Here is a 17,114-nt window from a genome sequence, read left to right on the forward strand (position 1 = left end):
GGCTATTCGGTGATGGTGGGCGGTTCGGTCACGAACGGGCGTACCTCGAGCCATTCGTGGATGGGTTTCCCGCCGGCTCCGGGGGCGGCCGACAGCTCGCCGGCCAGCTCGAGTGCCCGCTGGTGAGTGTGGACGTCGATGATCATCCAGCCGGCGATGAGGTCCTTGGTTTCGGGGAAGGGGCCGTCGGTGACCGGTGCGCGGCCTTCGCCGTCGTAGCGGACGAACAGTCCGTCGGGGGAGAGCGCTTGCCCGTCGACGAACTCGCCGGTGCGTTCGAGGCGGTCGGCGAAGTCCTGCATGTACTGGATGTGGGCGGAGATCTCCTCCGGGCTCCACTGGTCCATCGGGACGTCGTTGACCGGGGTCGGAGCGCCGCGGTAGTGCTTGAGCAGCAGATACTTGGCCATGGTTTCTCCTCGGTGGTGGTGCGGCCCATTGTGGTCGCGTTCAGTGCAGGGACGGAGCCCGTGCCGGATTCTCGACATCGCCGCCAAGGAATTTCTCGAGGGACTCCAATTCGACGCCGCCCAACACACAGAGCAACCCTCAACACCTCAACCCCTCGATCTCATCGAGATCTGCACCTAGGGGCACGACGTTGCGCCGACGCGGGCATCTGCGACGACCTCGATCTCGCACCGCCGCGCGCGGTCATGGAACTCTCCCTGAAGCCGTCGACCTGCGTGCGCCGTCGTGGCGATGCGATGCTGCCGGGTGCCGTGCTTGCCCGTGGTTAGGGCGCGGCGGCGCGTTGGCAGTTTGGGCAGTGGGTTTCGTCGATGTTGGTGACGGTGATGTGGCGGGGGATCAGGGCAGCGAGGAGCCGCGGCTGGATGCGGGGGTGGGTCAGGGGGAGGTCCAACGGTTGCCCGGCGCGATCGTGGGCGACGGTGATGGCGTTGTCGCAGTCCCAGAGCGCGAGGGCGTGGTCGTCGTTGTAGGCGGTGCGGTATCGGATGCCGTCGACTTTCGTTGCGGCCGGTTGGTCTTCGAAGATCGCCCTCGCCCATTGTTGGGTGAGGCCGCGGTGTTCGTTGCCGGCGGCGAGGGGCGGGCAGCGCCCCGATCGCCAGCGCGGCCCCGGGGGTGGTGAGGTCGTAGGTGACGATGTCGCGGACCGGGCGGACCTGGGTGATCCGCCAGTGCGGGCACAGGGCGGCGACCCCGGCCTCACCGAATACCTCGCAGGCACTGGTGGCGAGGTCCACAGCCAGGTAGAGCACTGCGCGCCCGTCGGGGTCCATTGCTGGTGGGCTGGGGGTGTGGTGGTCGAAGCGGGCCAGCGGCCCGAACCGGCGGAAGGTGATCCCGTTCGGGGTGAACCGATCCCGGTGGTAGATCCGAAACCACGGCGTAGTGGTGGGGTCGGTGGGTGTCCAGGTCCAGCGGTGATCCACCGACGGGAGGGGCCGCCTCGGGGCGGGGAGGGGCTTTACCATCCGGCGGCGGTCAGGCCGATCGCGACGGTGATGACGTGGTCGCTGTCGCGGGCCATTTCCTGGGCGGGGGTGCGGCCGGCGAAGGTGGTGTTGGGGCGGCTCATCCACCGCGAGAGGCTGACTTCACCGCCGGGGAACGCGCGGGTGAGGCGGTCGAGGTCGGGCAGGACCGGATCGGCCCGGTCGGGGGTGAACTGCCAGGTCGGGAACCGCCACTCCCGCCCGTCCTTGAGTCCGATGAGCCGCCCGTCGGCGGCCATGTCGGACACCGTCTGCCGGGAGACGCCGAGGATGTCCGCGACCTGGGTGCGGGTGAACGAGGCGGCGAGTTGCTCGCGCCGCTGATCGACCTGCAACTGCAGGTTCTCCTCCTCCAGCGTCGCGGTCCGCGCCGGGGTCGGGGCCGGTCCCCATTCGTCGTCGGGGACGCTCGCGAGGTGACGGCCGGGAGCGGACACCGGCAAGGAACCGGTCGGGGCGGACTGCTCTTCCCGCAGGATCTGCGCGGCGATCTCGAGTGCCTCCACCTTGCTCTGGACGATGCGGGCTGGTGACCGCGGTGCCGGGGTGGTGATGGTGAGTTCGGTGACCCGTGACCACGCGAGGGCGCCGCCGTCCTCGGCGACGGTCACCTTCCAGCCGCCGGCGCGGTGGCGGCGGCCGGCGAGGTGGCGGCGGCCGGCGAGGTGGCGGCGGCCGGCGAGGTGGCGTGGTGCCCGCACGTAGGGGGTGGTGTGCGGTGTGCGTCGACGTGTCCCGGGCATGGTGTACCTCCTCCGACCTCATTGTACGGGTAATGCGGGATACGCGGGAAGTGCGGACATGTTGGAGGACGGGCACCCAGTGAACGCCGGGGTACCGGCTGGACGTTGCCGGCGCGGCAGCTGTGCAGGAAGGACAGCCTGGCAGCTGTCCATGGGAAGGCTTGGCAGCTGTCCATGGGGAGGTCACTTCACCGGCACATACCTGCAGTTGATCCGATGAGAACCGCCGAGTTCGCATCACCCATGCGGGAACGCGCGGGCGCACGGATGAGGATGGTGGTGCGGGTGTGCAGCAGACTTGTCAGTCATGACGGATCCGCTGTATGTCGACCTCATCAAACGTCTCGGTTGGGCTGTCGCCCGTGCCGCCATGGAGGGTGATCCCCTGTTCGGCACCGTGGAGGTCACCATCGAAGCGGAGTTGCTCGAACGCCACATCCCTCCCCGTGACCAGGATGCTGCGCCGCACTGACGGTGCCTCTGGTGTGTGTCGAGCGGCTCGCGCTGATGTCCGCCCACTTCAGGGCAGGATGAGACGGTGGGTGATCGAACCGCAGCAGACCTCGAGCGTGAACTCGCCATGCTCGCCCACGTACGCGACTGTCTCCGCGTGTCGCAGGGTGAAGACTTCCGCATCCCGACGACCGCGGTTGATGAGGTTCTCGATGAGCTGAACAGTGTCGAACGATCACCGTGAGATCGGACGTGGCTGAGGCGATGGAGCACCAGATCTGTGGCGGTCGCGATGCAGTTCACTTGTGGGCCGGGGACGGCGGTGGGTGGTATGGGTTAGCTCGGATTTCGGCCGGAAAGGCGTTGGCCGTGTTGGCAGTTCACAGGTACGCGAACATGGGGAACGGGCGATCGCGGAGACGATGATCCCCATCGGCGCCGCAACAACACCCAGCATGCCCCGCATGGATTGGGTGCAGCCTGAGGCGGAGGCTGCTGGTGCTGTGCCGCGATGGCGGGTGGGTGCGGCCTGCTTGGGTCTGTCGTAGGTGGGTGTCAGAATGGGCGGTATGAGTTCTTGTGGATGGCGACGCCCGCTTCGGCGGGCGAGGGATGCGGTGCTCCTATCGCCGCCCCGGTCCGTCCTCATTCGGGGGTAGCGGGCCGGGGCGCATGAGCGCTGGAAGGCACCGCTTTGTCCCGTACCGATGCACATTCTCCTGTTTGGGTTCGTCTTCGTAGTGGCAAACTTTCTGTTGAACCGTGGCACGTTGACTGCCATGACGTCTGCGACCTCCCTGAGCGGTTTCAGGGAGGTCGGGCCTGGTTGCTGGCGACGAAGTGCTTCTGGGTTTTCGCGTACACGGGCACCGGGATTTGCTCGTGTTCGCTGTGCCACGACGGTGAGGGTCATGCTCGTGATCTGCGTCGTGAGCGTCGCCGTACCGCGCGCATCCTCGCGGAGGGCCGTCGCCGGTGGGAAGCCGACGACACTACGGCTTTCGACGACATCGTTGTCCCGCATCGCAGGCGGGGGTGGTGGAGGTGACCAGTAGGCGCCGTCACCTCAGTAGCGGGTATTGATGCAGGAACAGACGCGGCGCGGCGGGTCTCGTATCGGTGCAACCGTGCTGGACCCGGTCGGCTCTCGCCGGCGATGGTGCCCTATCTCGCGGGCTGTAACCACCAACGGGGTATTTGTATTGGCTCGCAGCGCTTTCGGGGAATGGCCGACACGAGTTCGCACCCCAGACGGTGTGCGACGGTGCGGCGCGCCAATGACGTCGAGTGTGCTGACTGGGTTGCCGCTCACAGGGTCGCCTCGACGGGGCACGCTGGGAGGGCCGGTCTGTTCGCCCCTGGGTTAAGCGCGGGTTAGCCGCGGGCGAGGCGGCGTACGGCGCCGCGGAGTGTGTGTTCGATCTGGGGCAGGTCGACGTCCTCGGGGGCGGTGGCGGTGTTCTGGGTGGGGTTCCAGCTGATTCGGCGGTCGATCCCGGTGGCGGCGGCGGCGAGTTCGGTGCTCCACTCGCTCAGGGTCGGTTCGGGGTTGTCGACGTCTTCCCACTCGAGGATCCAGAGGGCGAGTGTGTGCCACTGCAGGTCGGTGGCGTGGATGGTGCGGGTTGTCATCGGGTCCTGGCTTCTGTGGGGTTGGTGGCTGGTTTCTGCGGTTGGCGATGTCGGCAGAAATGGGTGGGTTCCGACGTCGACGCGCCGGGAGGACGGGGGTCGGGCATGGGAATGCGCGGAAGCCATCGGCTCGAGGGGCATGTGTGCGGACTTATTCGCGTTCCGGCGCTCCCGCTGTTCGGCGGCTCAACCGTTGCGTGATCTGGTCCGGTTCCACCAGTTCGAAGTAGCGCGGGTCGGGATTGGTTCGGGCCGCGACGATGTCGCCGTAGTTGATCATCCGGGTCGCGGCGCCGAGATGGATTCTTTCGTGGGTGCCGACGTATCGGAAATGTGGCATGACGATCCTTCCTCGCGGGCGTGGCCGGTGATCGGGCACATTGCCGGACGGATGGGGTGCCACCACCGCATGCGCGCCGGCCCAGCCTGGGTGGTTTCGCCGAGCCCCGGTTCCCCGTTGCTCGATCCGGGAGGCGCATGACCTCATCCCAGTTCACCGTCACTTCCATTTTTTCTACTTACGAATATTAGCAATTAATTGGTTGGTAGTGAACGGGTGTCACCCCGGGTTCTGGGCTGCACCGGGGTGTTGCGGGATCAGGGGGCGGATCGGTAGCGGGATTCGTAGGAGGCCTGCTCCTGGTCGAGTCGGCGTTGTTTGGTGGCGTTGAGGCGGCGGGGGTCGAGGCCGTGGCTGACCAGGCGGTGGCGGAGGTAGATGTTCTTCAGGGCGAGGAGGAAGTACACGAACGGCAGGAACAGCAGCAGCACCATGCTGGTGCGGATGATCCAGGGGCCGGGGATGAGTAGGAGCCCGGCGAGGATCGGGATCAGCGGGATGAGGCAGCGGGTGGCGTAGCGGCGGGTGGCGCCGGGGCCGGTGGTGTCCGCGATGACCCAGGGGTGCAGCTGGGTGGGCAGGGTTCTGCCCAGGACGTAGCCGAGGCGTTGCCGCGCAGTGGGTTCGGGTGTTGTGGCGGTGGGTGTGCGGGTGGTGTTGTCTGCGGTGTTCTCGGTCATGGTCGGTCCTCGTTCATGGTGGAGGTGTAGTGGTGTTCGGGTAGGACGAGCATGCGGGCGTAGGCGATGGCGCGCGGGGTGGTGTCGAAGAGGTGGCGCTGTTCGCTGTCGGTGGTGGTGAACACCCCAAGGGCCTCGAGCGGCCGGAGATGCTCGGGTTTGGCTCCGGAGATCAGGACGGTGATGTGCCGGTGCTCGAGTTTGGTGATGACGTCCTTGAGGACGATCGCACCGGTGGCGTCGATCGTGGTGATCCGCGACATCCGCAGGATCACCACCTTCACGTCCGAGACGTCGGCGAGTTCGAGCAGGAACCGGTGCGCGGCGGCGAAGAACAGGGCGCCGTCGATCCGGTACGCGACGATGTGCTCGCGGAGCAGGTCATGTTCCTCGGCGAGGTGGTCGTCGGTGTCGAGCGGGACCTGTTCGATGCGGGCGGACTTGGCGACCGCGCGGAGCGCGAGGACCGCGGCGAACCCGACCCCGACGGCGACCGCGGTGACCAGGTCGAAGACGACGGTCACCAGGAAGGTGGCGACCATGACGATCGTGTCGGCGCGGGTGGCGCGGGTGATGGCCAGGATCGAAGCGGTCTCGACCATCCGCACCGTGGTCGCCAGCAGCACCCCCGCCAGGGCGGCGAGCGGAATCTGCGCGACGAGCCCCGCCGCCAGATACACGATCGCCGCCAGGATCACCGCGTGAGTGAGGGCGGCGAGCCGGGTGCGGGCACCGGAGCGCACGTTGACCGCGGTGCGGGCGATCGCCCCGGTGGCCGGCACACCACCGAACAGGGGGGCGGCGATGTTCGCCAGCCCCTGCCCGAACAGTTCCCGGTCCGGGTTGTGGCGGGCTCCCACCGCCATCGAGTCGGCGGCGGTCGCCGACAGCAGCGACTCGAGTGCCGCCAGCGCGGCGACCGCGAGTGCCGGGGCGATCAGCGAGGTCAGCTCACCGACGTGCAGAAAACTCAGGGTCGGCGCGGCGAACCCGGCCGGAATGGCGCCGATCCGGGCGATGTCGAGGTGAAAGAGTTGCGCGATCAGGGTGGCGGCGGCGACCGCGATCAGGGAGAACGGGATCCTCGGGAGGTAGCGGCCGCCGACGAGAATGACCACGGCCACCGCCAGTGCGGTCGCCGGAGTCAGTAGCGAGGGCTTCTGGGCGAACTGGTGGACGGCGTCGGCGGCGCTCTGCCACACCTTCTCCCCGGCGGCGTCGGCGATTCCCAACGCGGCGGGAAACTGTTGCAGGGCGATCACCACGGCGATCCCGGCGGTGAACCCCTCGATCACCGGCGCCGGCATGTAGCGCACGGCCCGGCCCACACCGGCGAACGCCAGAACGACCAGCACCAGGCCGGCGATCAGCCCGACCGCGAGCACCCCGGTCGGCCCGTACTGCCCGACGATTGGCACCAACACCACGGTCATCGCACCGGTCGGGCCCGACACCTGGAACCGGGACCCGCCGAACACGGCCGCCACCGCCCCGGCAATGACCGCCGTCGTCAGGCCGGCGGCGGCGCCGAGACCCGAACTGATCCCGAACCCCAACGCCAGCGGCAGCGCCACCAGCGCGACGATCAGCCCGGCGAGCAGGTCCGCGCCCGGGGCACCAGACGCGGGTGTCCACTCACCCCAGCGCGGCAGCAGCGCGGCCGCCGCCCGCACGAGGGCGCTCTCGGCCCCGTCGGCCGGGCCGGTCGGGGTTGGTTCGGTCATCGACGTTCCTCGGTAATGACGGCCAGCGGGCCATCTGTTCTATAATTGCTAATGTTAGCAAGTAACCATCATGGAAAGTTGAGTGATGCGGGTAACCCCGATCACCGCCCTGCGGGGGCGGATTCTGCACTGCACCGACTGCGGACGGTGGTGCCGGGTGTCGGCGCTGCGGACCGGCACCGACTGCTGCCCCAGGTGTGGGCACCGGGCGCTGGTCGTGGGCGGGACCGGACGGCCTCACCGCTCGGAACCCGGCACGGTCTCGAACTGATCCGTGCTGCCCGGCCGGCATGGGGGACCAGGCGCCCCAGGGGCGTTGCGCGTCCCGGGTCAGAACTGCGGTTGTGACCGGCGCGAATCCTTCTCGGGGGAGGTAGGGTGAGCGCCCCGGCGGTGGAGGACGTCGCCGAGTTCGAGATCGGCCAGGCGGAGCTTGAGGGCCCCGAGCTCTTCGCGCAGGACGTCGGGCAGCGTGTTGCCGCCGATCCTCGCGTACCACTCGTCGATCAACCGGGTCTCGGCCACCCATTCGGTCGTGTCGACCTTCAAGGCGGCGGCGATCTTGGTGTGATCGAACTTCAAGCCCGTCAGGTCGAGGGCGCCCGGGGTGGGCACCAGGCCGATCGGGGTCTCGTCGGCTTCGGCGGTGCCCTCGATCCGCCGCAGCGCCCACTCGAGGATCCGGGAATTCTCCCCGAAGCCCGGCCAGAGAAATTCGTCGTCATCGCCGCGGCGGAACCAGTTGACGTAGAAGATCTTCGGCAACAACCCGGCGTTCGTCCGGGTGCCGATGTCGAGCCAGTGCTGGAAGTAGTCCCCGACGTGGTAGCCGAGGAACGGCAGCATCGCCATCGGGTCGCGGCGCACGACGCCGACCTGCCCGGCCGCGGCGGCCGTGGTTTCCGACGACAGGGTCGAGGCCAGGAACACCCCGTGCTGCCAGCTGCGCGATTCGGTGACCAGTGGGATGGTGGTGGCGCGGCGGCCGCCGAAGAGGATCGCCGAGATCGGCACCCCGGCAGGGTCGTTCCATTCGGGGGCGACGGTCGGGCACTGGGCGATCGGGGTGCAGTACCGGGAGTTCGGGTGCGCGGCAGGCTCTCCGGAGGTCGGGGTCCAGTCCCGTCGTTTCCAGTCCGTCAGGTGGGGTGGCGGCGTGTCGGTCATCCCTTCCCACCAGATGTCGCCGTCGTCGGTGCGGGCGACGTTGGTGAAGATCGAGTTGCCCCGCTCGAGAGTGGCCATGGCGTGCGGGTTGGTGTGGACGCCGGTGCCGGGGGCGACGCCGAAGAACCCGGCCTCCGGGTTGACCGCATAGAGTCGGCCGTCGTCGCCGAACCGCAGCCAGGCGATGTCGTCGCCGATGGTTTCGGCCGTCCATCCGTCGAGGGTGGGGTCGAGCATCGCGAGGTTGGTCTTGCCGCAGGAGGACGGGAACGCCGCGGCGATGTAGTGCACTCGCTGCTGCGGGGAGGTGAGTTTGAGGATGAGCATGTGCTCGGCCAGCCAGCCCTCGTCCTTGGCCATCTTCGACGCGATCCGCAGTGAGTAGCACTTCTTGCCGAGCAGGGCGTTGCCGCCGTAGCCGGAGCCGTAGCTCCAGATGGTGCGCTCCTCGGGGAAGTGGGAGATGTATTTGGTGTGGTCGCACGGCCACGGTACGTCGGCCTGACCCGGGTACAGCGGTGCGCCGACCGAGTGCAGGCATCGGACGAACTCGGTGCCCGCGGTGAGCCTGTCCCAGACCGGGGTGCCGGAGCGGGTCATGATCTGCATCGAGACCGCCACGTACTCCGAATCGGTGATTTGGACGCCGAACTTCGGCTCGGCGGCATCGAGGGGGCCCATGCAGAATGCGATGACGTACATCGTGCGCCCGGCCATCGCGCCGCGGTAGTGCTCGGTCATCACCGTTTTCATGTCGACCGGGTCCATCCAGTTGTTCGTCGGACCGGCGTCGGCCTGGAACCGGGAGCAGATGAAGGTGCGGTCCTCGACCCGGGCGACGTCGTCGGGGTCGGAGGCGCACCAGAAGGAGTTCGGTTTGCGCTCCAGCCGCACGAAGGTGCCCCGCTCGACCAGTTGGGTGGTCAGCCGGTCCCACTCGCCGGCGCTGCCGTCGCACCACACCACCTCGTCCGGTGCGGTGAGGTCGGCGATCTCGTCGACCCAGGACACGACGGCGGGATGCGCGGTCGGGGCGGCGGCGGTGGGGGTGCTCACGGTGTTCTCCTCAAAAGAATTCGACAAAAGAATTCGACAGAATGTGTTTGCGGCGCGGTGCGTTGGATCACCGATGTGGATCGCGATACGGGACGGGATGGCCGAGGGCCCGGCTCACGTGGCGGGCGACGGCGGAGACCAGCAGCCGGTCATCGACGGACGGCAGCATCCGGTCGGCGGGGGTGATCAGCGCCAGCGCCCGCACACATGCGGGCACCACTTCGACCGTCACGGTCCGCACCTGGTGTCCACACAGTGCGGCGAGCAGCCCGGGCAGCACCAGCGCACCATAGGCGAAGCCGTCGGCGGGGACCACAACCGTGCGCCCGGGCGCCGCACCGTCGGGGGCGCAGCCTGCGAGATCGACCAGGACATCGTTGTGTTCCATCAATCGGCGCAGCGGGAACGCCTCGGCATCACGCTCGTGCCAGCTGCTCAGATCCCCGACTCGGGAGGCGATCAACACCGGTGCCAGCAGCGGCGCCCACGACGCGCCGGTGATGACGACCCGGCCGGCGCGTGGGGGGACGCTGCGGCGGCGCAGGGTGGTGATCGTCGCGGCCGCCACCGCCGCTGTCAGCACGTCCAGTTCGGTGAGGATCACGGGCCCGCCGCGCTCGGTCACCGCACGTTGCACCGCCGCGGACTCCCGGTTCCCCATACCGACCACGAACACCGCGGCCACCGCTGTCGGGAGCCCCAGGATGCGCTCGGTCAGCACGTGCGGGTCGCCCGTGGTTACTGGAAGGCACAGCGCGCGCAACGGAGTCCGCTCCCGGATGAGTGCCGCATAGTCCTCCATCGCGACCCACGGCGGCCGGGTCCGCGCCGACCCGGCCATGCGCGAGCCGGTGGTGGACACCGCGACGACGGCAACGCTGATTCCCGTCAAGACCGGACCGGCGCCGTCGGGCGAACCGCTGGCACCACCGTCGTGATTGTTCGTCACCGCCCACTTCTCTTTTCTCGTCTCCTGATCGGGAGACGAATCTCCATGCCACCCGCTCACACGATGTACGCACTTAAGAAAATTCGCAACCAACATGTGCGATGGGGGAGTCCTGCCTCGGTGAGCCCCCGTCAGCCCCCGGTTTCACCCACCAAGGCAGGAGGTTCGGACACATCCTCGAGCACCTCGGCCTGCCCGGCGACCACCCCGGTCAAGATCCCCCGCGCAACCCGCAGGAGCTCGGCGATGCGGGGGGAGGTCAGCGCGTAGGACACCGACAGGCCCTCGCGCCGGGCGGTGACCAGACCTGCCCGTCGGAGGATCGACAGCTGCTGGGACAGGTTCGCCGGCTCGATGCCCACCTCGGGCAACATCTCGGACACGGCGTGTTCGCGTTCGCTGAGCAGCTCGAGGACCCGGATGCGCGCCGGGTGCCCCAACGTTTTGAAGAAGTCCGCCTTCATCTGATACAGCGGTTGGCGCGAGTTCGCGGTCATGGCTCCTCCTGTCGTCCGGGTCGAGCCAGCGGCGGCGAGGTGCGTGTCGCGCTCGCCGCGGCGCCGGGTCTGCTGCCTCGCCTGCAACCTGCAATCCCGGCAGGTTGCGTTACTTGCGAATCTTAGCAATTTGCTAGAATTCGCGCTGCAGAGCCCCTTCCGGCCCCGCATCCCGAAACCCGGGGCGCCCGTAAAACGGTCGCGGCAGGCGCCTCGCCACCGAGGGGAGAGGACCGGACCGACCGCGCTGGTCAACGATCCCTACCCTGTCCGATGCCGGCAACCTGCCGGTGATGAGAGAGCCGATGAGCACAGCCGATGCAGAGATGACAGCGCGACCGCGGTCACGGCGACCGGTGGAGACGATCATCGCGATGCACCTCGGATTCGTCGACGCCTTCGGGTTCGTCCTCCTCGGCGGGTTCTTCGTCTCCTCGATCGATGCCACCACCACCCGGACCGGCGTCGCCCTCGGCGGCAGTTCGTGGTTCGTCGTGGGCCTGGCCGCGGCGATCCTGGCCGGGTTCGTCGTCGGTGTCGTCCTGGCCGCGGTGGTCGGCCGGATGTGGCCACGCCAGCGGGTGCCGCGGGTTCTGCTGCTCACAGCGGTTCTCCTCGCGGCAGCCGGCGCCCTCCATGCGGTCACCACCACCGCACCCCTGATCGGATTCACCCTCGCCCTGGCCATGGGCGCCGAAGCCACCCTTCTCGAGACCGGCGGCCTCCTCGCCGCGGCGGCGCGGTCCCTGACCGATCGCCTGTTCGGCCGGGGATCCCGCCGATGGGCTCGATACCTGCGGCTCTGGGGTGCGGTCGCGGTGGGGGCGGCCGCCGGCGCGGTGACATACCGGGTGCTCGCATTCAACGCCGTGTGGGTCGCCGTGGGGGCCGCGACTCTCGCCGCCTACGCCGTCAGAAACAGCCCCACCGACCCGACCGACGCCGCCGGTCCGTAGGGACTGGAAAGCTAGGCGCCCCACCGCCGATCGATTAGCGCGGGGGTCCCGTCGGCCAATCCGGACCGGACCCCGGAGTCGTGTACAGGCCCCCGGAGACCGCCGCCCGGCCGCGCAAGGCCGCGGTGTCACCGCGTCGACGGCCTCGTGCGAACCGGGATTTCCATTTGCGGGTGGTGTGCGGTGGTGGTGTGCGGTGGTGGTGTGGGGCCGGAAGGGTGTGCCTTGGATGCGGGGAGACTCGCACAACTGACCAGCGCCGAGGCATCGTGCCTTACTTCTCCTCACACGTCCCGTCGCCGGTGGGCGAACCAGAATTTCCGTCGGCGTAATGTTCCCGCCGAGCAGGCGCAACAGGGCGGGTGAACAATCACCGCATGCCCCACTCCAACCCGGTCACCGCGTGGAAAACCCTCCGCCAGGGTAACGAGCGCTTCGTCAGCGGAGTCTCGATCCACCCCAGCCAGGGAATCGCCGACCGCGCGCAGCTCGTCGACGAGCAGCACCCCACCGCGGTGTTGTTTGGATGCGGAGACTCACGTGTCGCTGCGGAAATCATCTTCGATCAGGGCCTCGGTGACATGTTTGTCGTCCGAACGGCCGGCCACGTCCTCGACGACGCCGTGCTCGGTTCCATCGAGTACGCGGTGCAGATCCTCGACGCGCCGTTGATCGTGGTGCTGGGTCATGACGGTTGCGGGGCCGTGAAGTCCACACTGGACGCGCTGGACAAGGGCAAGGTTCCGGACGGCTTCATCCGCAGCATCGTCGAACGGGTGGCGCCGTCGATCATGATGGGTCGCAAAGAGGGCCTCACCACCGTCGACGAACTCGAAGGCCGCCACGTCGTGGAGACCGGGGCTCTCCTCATGCAGCGTTCGCGCATCATCGCCGATCGCGTCGGAAGTGGTGCCTGCGCTATTGCCGACGTCACCTACAAGCTGTCGGACGGCCGGATACACCTGCAGGGAGGGGTCGGAGACATCGGCGAGCTCCGCGACTGACGCGGCCGAACCCGCTGAGCCGCTGGAGCACGGCACCGAACTACCGTGCGGAACGGTGTGCACCCACGATTTGCGCACCGCGGTCGGCCCCGGGGCACCAGATAACAGCGATCGCTCGGAAAGACCCCACCGACCCGCCTCGTAACCCAACGTCAACGACACCCTTCGGAGCAGCTGGGGAACATATGTACTGCTGATCCGTCGAGCGGGTCTGACTATCAACTTCACCAAAAGTGTTGCTGGACAGCGAATCAGCTGCGACAGGCGCCAGAGCCAATCTGCGAGACGGTTCACCTCATTGACTACGGCGAGTGCAAGTCTTCATCTACGCGGCACGCGTTAGGCATGTCGTATGGCTGAAAATCCAGGAACCCGCGCGGGTCTGAATGTGGGTGACCGCGCCCGGTGCATACCGACGCCACCTCGGAGTTCGTCATCGTGAGTATCGACGGCGAGGACGCGGTGATCGAGTCGGTGCGCGACGACGTTCGCGGTCGGTTCCCCTTCCATGCCCGCCTCGAGCGGTTGGTCCCGGTCGAGTCCTGACCCGGACGTGAAATGCCATCTGAACTGCGGAGATGACACGTCCCCTCGCGTGGGTTATCGACAGCTCGTCGCGGCGATCGCGTCGGTGATCTGCCCGCGCTGCTCGGCGGTCAGGTCCCGGACCCGGGCGTCGTCGGCGATGCCGAGCATGACCATGACCCCGGCCGGCCCGATCCCGGATCCGCGCATGTACGTGGTGAGGACGTCGGAGAGGAGAAGGTTGGCGGCGATCCGGTCGCGTCGGCGGTACAGCAGAAACGTCAGCGGTATGTGCCCGGAGAGTAGGTCGTCGGTTCTCCTCTGCCGCAGGGCGTTCAGGCTGACGATCTTTTGGTCGTCGGGTTCGGGGGTCGGCACTGGGGTTCCTCTCGTTGGCAGGCGGCATCGGCGGATCAGGCGCAGCGGGGTGGTGTATTGCCGCGGGGCCTGACGTGTTCGGCCCGGCGCGTTCCCGTTGCGCCGTATCAGCTGCCCAGGCGCCGCGGCCGGCGGGCGGCGAAGACCGCGACGGTGCCGACGACGGTGATCTCGACCTCCGCGAACGCGGCGGCCAGAGCCGTATGCAGACCGTCGAGGTCGTCGCCGCGGTTGTGGAACAGCGTGATCGGCCCGTGGTAGAGGCTGTTCAGGGCGCGGCTGAGAGGGGTGTGGTGCGCACCGGTGTCGAGGATGGTCGAGCCGAAGAACACCCCGTCGTCGGCAATGATCTGGGCGATGTGCCCGAACGCGCGGCCCTTCTGCGCCCAGGTACCGGGCACGCAGTGCAGCACGAAGTTCGCGGCCACGGAGTCGAACACACCGATGTCCGCGGGTAGTGGGGCGAGGACGCTGCCGGTGTGCGCGGCCGCGGTGATGCCGCGGTCGGCGAGACGTGCGGTGGTCATCTGCAGGGTGTTCGGGTTGAGGTCGAGCAGCGCCACGTTCGGGTTCGGGGTCGGGTAGATGGCGCGGCGGAGGTACCAGCCGGTTCCGAGGCCGATGTCGAGGTGCCGGTCACCGAGGTGGGAGTTGTAGTGCGCGAGCAGGCGTTCGCTGGGGCAGCGCCAGGCGAGGGTGTTGCTCCACCGCAGCACGACGGTGTCGTACACCGACAGCAGCGCCCGACTGTATGGGGCGGCGCCGGCCTTCTCCGCCTGTGTGACCTCATCTGCAGACATGCGTGTTCCCCCTCGTTGTTCGCGTGATGGCGTTCCCCCGCCATCGCCGATCGTAAACGGCGCCCATTCCATGGACTCGGTCGATTCGTGTGCCGCGCGGTGTGTGGGTGTCGGAGCGTCGATCGTCTGCCGCGTTGTCCTAACCCGTCATTCGAGCTGCCCTCGGCCCTGCCGCAGTGGATCGGCGACGGATGGTGTGCACCGCCCGACCGAAAGACGCTGTCGCCTGCTGTCATTCGCGCGATATACAAAATGTGTGCAGAAGGAGGTCACCGGATGTAGCGCGGCGGTGAAGGTGTAACAATTCACGGAGAATCCGCGACCGTTTCCCGAATCTTCCATGTTGAAGATGGGATGCGGCGGCAACGTCACCGGTGAACGACATCAGGGACAAGCGACGGACTGCAGAGAAGTTTGCCGAGCCGCCCCTACCTTAGCCTGAATGCACCGATTCGGTTGGGTCTTGAGTGGGTCGTAACGACGAAATGCCCTGTCGTGGTGGAAGAATTGAACTTCTCACAGAAACAATTCGGCCACGACGAAGGGCATCTCGCAGATGCAACTATCCCACACCCGACCCGTTACGGCGGCCAGGTTCGACGACCCGAATCTGGTGTCGACCGCGGGACTGGTCCCGGTGATGGCATTAGCGCAAGAGAGTGGCCTGCTCAGCCTCGCCGATCAGCACCTGAGCGTGCCGACCGACAAGGGTTCGCACGCCGGCCGCAAGATCGCCTCGCTGGTCGGTGGGATGGTCGGCGGCGCCGACAGCATCAACGACCTGGCGATTCTGCGGCACGGGGCGATGGGGACCGTCTTCGACCGCCCGTACGCACCGTCGACGCTGGGATCGTTTCTCCGCGAATTCACCTTCGGGCACGTCCGGCAACTCGATGCCGTCGCCTCGCGGTTCTTGGGCGCTCTCGCCGACCGAACGTCCCTGGTCGGTGGCATTGACACCGGGCGGGTGCTGGTCGACATCGACGATTCGATCATCGAGGTCCACGGGCACGGTAAGCAAGGATCCGGGTACGGCTACTCGGGTGTGCGCGGGCTGAACGCCCTGCTCACCACGATCACCACCGCCACCTGCGCGCCGGTGATCGTGGGTCAGCGGCTGCGCCGCGGAGGATGCGGATCGCCGCGCGGGGCTACCCGGATGGTGACCGACACCCTGGCCACCGTCGACCGGCTGCAGACACGGGTTGACGGGGCGAGCGGCAGAACGCCGAAAACCCTGGTACGTGCCGATTCGGCCTTCTACGGGCATCCCACCATCGGGGCCGCGATTCGCGCCGACGCGGACGTCTCGGTCACCGTGCGCCTGACGAAAACCATCAAGACCGCGATCGCCTCGATCGACGACGACGCCTGGACACCCATCGAATACACCGATGCCGTCTACGACGAGGCCGCCGATGTCTGGATCTCGCGTGCGGAGGTCGCCGAGATACCGTTCACCGCGTTCGCCTCCCAGAAGAAGGCCCACCAGATTCCGGGACGGCTGGTCGTCCGGCGTATCCCGGACCTGCGACCGAAGAAAGCCCAGGACCAAGGCACATTGTTCGACATCTGGCGGTTTCACGCCTTCTTCACCACCACCGACCCCGACGATCTCGACACCATCGCCGCCGACAAACTCCACCGTCATCATGCGATCATCGAGCAGGTGCACGCGGACTTGAAGAACTCCGCCCTCGCGCATCTGCCCTCGAGCCGGTTCACCGCGAACGCGGCCTGGCTGGTCTGCGCGGTGATGGCGTTCAATCTCACCCGCGCCGCCGGCACCCTTACCGGCGATCCGCGGTTGGCGAAGGCGACCACCGGCACCATCCGGCGCACCATCGTCTCGGTCCCGGCTCGCATCGCGTCCTCAGCGAGACGGTTGACGCTGCACCTCCCGCAGGGCTGGCCGTGGGAAACAGCGTGGAATGCCCTGTTCGACAATACCTTCTGCCGCAATCACCCCATCATCGTCTAACAGCTGCGACGCCTGCCCGACCTCGACGCGAAAGAGCCAGTGGAACAACCCGACACGAGAGGTCGGACGATCACCCACGCCCGGAACCTACTCACTGGCGCACAACGAATCTCAGCACGCGCACATCAGTCGATCGGTGAATTCAGGCTTAGAGTCCACCCGTGACACAAAGAAGTTGGCGTTGGTACCTGGCAGCCGGTATGGGAGCGTTTGTTCTCTTAGTCCTGACTGTAGTGGCCGGCCACTACATCTTCGTCTTCATCACAGGCACCCGCTTCAGCGTCGATCAATGGTCAGCGGCCGGTGGCTGGGTCGGCGGCTTCGGGGCGCTGGCAGCGGTAGTTGTCGCGCTCTGGCAGATTAAGCGCGCGCGAGATGATGCAGCTGACGCGAAGGTTGAGGCCGATGAGCGCCTTACCCGTGAACTAGAAGCGGCAGACCAACGCCTAGTGAAAGAGCTGGAACGGGTACACGCAGTTTCGGTTGAACAGATGGTCGCTGCTGAAGCTCGGCACACCGCACAGCTCATGAAGTCAGACGAACTGCTCGCCAATGAACTTGACGCACAGCGCCGCGCTGAACAGATCCGCTGCATTCCGCCGATTTGGGAAGAGATAGCAAACCTCGCCTTCCCATTCCAATCCTTCCTGGAACTCCTGCAAGATGTGCCCTCGATGCCACGCACCAACGAGGCAGCTGCAGAGTTCATGGCTAAGTGGTCTGATTCGTTAATTCGTCGGGGGTTGTTGCCAGGCGGTCGGGTCGG

Annotated in this window: 18 protein-coding genes and 1 pseudogene; 7 read left to right on the forward strand and 12 right to left on the reverse strand. The window is 67.3% G+C overall.

Annotated features, from left to right (window positions below):
- Nucleotides 1-2 precede the first annotated feature (2 nt).
- The 3 genes from QM806_RS35505 to QM806_RS35515 all read right to left on the reverse strand — a co-directional run bounded on the left by QM806_RS35505 (nt 3) and on the right by QM806_RS35515 (nt 2,206).
- Complete coding sequence (locus QM806_RS35505) at nt 3-410, reverse strand: YciI family protein (RefSeq protein WP_283294461.1); 408 nt, start codon at nt 408-410, stop codon at nt 3-5.
- A 326-nt stretch (nt 411-736) separates the two neighbouring features.
- The gene (locus QM806_RS35510) at nt 737-1,177 is read right to left on the reverse strand and encodes an RES domain-containing protein (RefSeq protein ID WP_283294463.1); all 441 of its coding nucleotides are present in this window, start codon (nt 1,175-1,177) and stop codon (nt 737-739) included.
- A gap of 258 nt (nt 1,178-1,435) precedes the next feature.
- Complete coding sequence (locus tag QM806_RS35515; protein ID WP_283294465.1) at nt 1,436-2,206, reverse strand: helix-turn-helix domain-containing protein; 771 nt, start codon at nt 2,204-2,206, stop codon at nt 1,436-1,438.
- Between the two features lie 307 nt (nt 2,207-2,513).
- Here QM806_RS35515 and QM806_RS35520 point away from each other — a divergent pair, with 307 nt between their 5' ends.
- Both QM806_RS35520 and QM806_RS35525 read left to right on the forward strand, forming a co-directional pair.
- Nucleotides 2,514-2,678: a hypothetical protein gene (locus tag QM806_RS35520; RefSeq protein WP_283294466.1), complete on the forward strand. Its 165-nt coding sequence runs from the start codon at nt 2,514-2,516 to the stop codon at nt 2,676-2,678.
- A gap of 66 nt (nt 2,679-2,744) precedes the next feature.
- Nucleotides 2,745-2,903: a hypothetical protein gene (locus QM806_RS35525; protein WP_166680743.1), complete on the forward strand. Its 159-nt coding sequence runs from the start codon at nt 2,745-2,747 to the stop codon at nt 2,901-2,903.
- Nucleotides 2,904-4,033: 1,130 nt separating this feature from the next.
- Here QM806_RS35525 and QM806_RS35530 read toward each other — a convergent pair.
- From QM806_RS35530 to QM806_RS35560, 7 genes are all read right to left on the reverse strand, one after another.
- The gene (locus QM806_RS35530) at nt 4,034-4,291 is read right to left on the reverse strand and encodes a hypothetical protein (RefSeq protein WP_005568784.1); all 258 of its coding nucleotides are present in this window, start codon (nt 4,289-4,291) and stop codon (nt 4,034-4,036) included.
- Between the two features lie 151 nt (nt 4,292-4,442).
- Nucleotides 4,443-4,631, reverse strand: a complete 189-nt coding sequence (locus tag QM806_RS35535; protein WP_054248299.1) for a hypothetical protein — start codon at nt 4,629-4,631, stop codon at nt 4,443-4,445.
- Nucleotides 4,632-4,888: 257 nt separating this feature from the next.
- Entirely contained in the window at nt 4,889-5,311 is a 423-nt protein-coding gene (locus QM806_RS35540; RefSeq protein ID WP_120661843.1) for a DUF5313 family protein, read from the reverse strand.
- Nucleotides 5,308-7,035: a SulP family inorganic anion transporter gene (locus QM806_RS35545; protein ID WP_283294470.1), complete on the reverse strand. Its 1,728-nt coding sequence runs from the start codon at nt 7,033-7,035 to the stop codon at nt 5,308-5,310. The genes QM806_RS35540 and QM806_RS35545 overlap by 4 nt, the downstream gene beginning before the upstream one ends.
- A gap of 330 nt (nt 7,036-7,365) precedes the next feature.
- Nucleotides 7,366-9,258, reverse strand: a complete 1,893-nt coding sequence (locus QM806_RS35550; RefSeq protein WP_283294472.1) for a phosphoenolpyruvate carboxykinase (GTP) — start codon at nt 9,256-9,258, stop codon at nt 7,366-7,368.
- 67 nt (nt 9,259-9,325) lie between these two features.
- On the reverse strand, nt 9,326-10,207 hold the full coding sequence (locus QM806_RS35555) for a hypothetical protein (RefSeq protein ID WP_283294474.1): 882 nt from the start codon (nt 10,205-10,207) through the stop codon (nt 9,326-9,328).
- A gap of 131 nt (nt 10,208-10,338) precedes the next feature.
- Nucleotides 10,339-10,704, reverse strand: coding sequence for an ArsR/SmtB family transcription factor (locus QM806_RS35560; protein WP_005263702.1), 366 nt, complete (start codon nt 10,702-10,704; stop codon nt 10,339-10,341).
- Nucleotides 10,705-11,009: 305 nt separating this feature from the next.
- Here QM806_RS35560 and QM806_RS35565 point away from each other — a divergent pair, with 305 nt between their 5' ends.
- From QM806_RS35565 to QM806_RS35575, 3 genes are all read left to right on the forward strand, one after another.
- Nucleotides 11,010-11,660: a DUF1275 family protein gene (locus tag QM806_RS35565; protein WP_283294477.1), complete on the forward strand. Its 651-nt coding sequence runs from the start codon at nt 11,010-11,012 to the stop codon at nt 11,658-11,660.
- Nucleotides 11,661-12,037: 377 nt separating this feature from the next.
- Nucleotides 12,038-12,664 carry a carbonic anhydrase gene (locus QM806_RS35570; protein WP_283294479.1) on the forward strand — a complete coding sequence of 209 codons (627 nt, stop codon included), beginning with the start codon at nt 12,038-12,040 and terminating at the stop codon, nt 12,662-12,664.
- A 405-nt stretch (nt 12,665-13,069) separates the two neighbouring features.
- Complete coding sequence (locus tag QM806_RS35575) at nt 13,070-13,210, forward strand: hypothetical protein (protein WP_283294481.1); 141 nt, start codon at nt 13,070-13,072, stop codon at nt 13,208-13,210.
- A 54-nt stretch (nt 13,211-13,264) separates the two neighbouring features.
- Here the strand turns inward: QM806_RS35575 and QM806_RS35580 are convergent, their stop codons facing one another.
- Together QM806_RS35580 and QM806_RS35585 are read right to left on the reverse strand one after the other, a co-directional pair.
- Nucleotides 13,265-13,567 carry a hypothetical protein gene (locus QM806_RS35580; protein WP_283294483.1) on the reverse strand — a complete coding sequence of 101 codons (303 nt, stop codon included), beginning with the start codon at nt 13,565-13,567 and terminating at the stop codon, nt 13,265-13,267.
- Between the two features lie 107 nt (nt 13,568-13,674).
- Nucleotides 13,675-14,367 carry a class I SAM-dependent methyltransferase gene (locus QM806_RS35585; protein ID WP_283294485.1) on the reverse strand — a complete coding sequence of 231 codons (693 nt, stop codon included), beginning with the start codon at nt 14,365-14,367 and terminating at the stop codon, nt 13,675-13,677.
- Between the two features lie 556 nt (nt 14,368-14,923).
- Here QM806_RS35585 and QM806_RS35590 point away from each other — a divergent pair.
- On the forward strand, nt 14,924-16,348 hold the full coding sequence (locus tag QM806_RS35590) for an IS1380 family transposase (protein ID WP_283294487.1): 1,425 nt from the start codon (nt 14,924-14,926) through the stop codon (nt 16,346-16,348).
- A 161-nt stretch (nt 16,349-16,509) separates the two neighbouring features.
- A pseudogene (locus QM806_RS35595) lies at nt 16,510-17,114 on the forward strand (hypothetical protein); the annotation flags it as partial.

This window comes from Rhodococcus sp. IEGM 1351, from assembly GCF_030056875.1.
GTDB lineage: Bacteria > Actinomycetota > Actinomycetes > Mycobacteriales > Mycobacteriaceae > Rhodococcus_F > Rhodococcus_F opacus.

What these genes read in the sequence shown, in the direction of transcription:
- QM806_RS35505 (WP_283294461.1), bottom strand. Translation starts at nt 410, where the DNA reads ATGGCCAAGTATCTGCTGCTCAAGCACTACCGCGGCGCTCCGACCCCG.
- QM806_RS35515 (WP_283294465.1), bottom strand. Translation starts at nt 2,206, where the DNA reads ATGCCCGGGACACGTCGACGCACACCGCACACCACCCCCTACGTGCGG.
- QM806_RS35520 (WP_283294466.1), top strand. Translation starts at nt 2,514, where the DNA reads ATGACGGATCCGCTGTATGTCGACCTCATCAAACGTCTCGGTTGGGCT.
- QM806_RS35530 (WP_005568784.1), bottom strand. Translation starts at nt 4,291, where the DNA reads ATGACAACCCGCACCATCCACGCCACCGACCTGCAGTGGCACACACTC.
- QM806_RS35535 (WP_054248299.1), bottom strand. Translation starts at nt 4,631, where the DNA reads ATGCCACATTTCCGATACGTCGGCACCCACGAAAGAATCCATCTCGGC.
- QM806_RS35540 (WP_120661843.1), bottom strand. Translation starts at nt 5,311, where the DNA reads ATGACCGAGAACACCGCAGACAACACCACCCGCACACCCACCGCCACA.
- QM806_RS35545 (WP_283294470.1), bottom strand. Translation starts at nt 7,035, where the DNA reads ATGACCGAACCAACCCCGACCGGCCCGGCCGACGGGGCCGAGAGCGCC.
- QM806_RS35560 (WP_005263702.1), bottom strand. Translation starts at nt 10,704, where the DNA reads ATGACCGCGAACTCGCGCCAACCGCTGTATCAGATGAAGGCGGACTTC.
- QM806_RS35565 (WP_283294477.1), top strand. Translation starts at nt 11,010, where the DNA reads ATGAGCACAGCCGATGCAGAGATGACAGCGCGACCGCGGTCACGGCGA.
- QM806_RS35570 (WP_283294479.1), top strand. Translation starts at nt 12,038, where the DNA reads ATGCCCCACTCCAACCCGGTCACCGCGTGGAAAACCCTCCGCCAGGGT.
- QM806_RS35585 (WP_283294485.1), bottom strand. Translation starts at nt 14,367, where the DNA reads ATGTCTGCAGATGAGGTCACACAGGCGGAGAAGGCCGGCGCCGCCCCA.
- QM806_RS35590 (WP_283294487.1), top strand. Translation starts at nt 14,924, where the DNA reads ATGCAACTATCCCACACCCGACCCGTTACGGCGGCCAGGTTCGACGAC.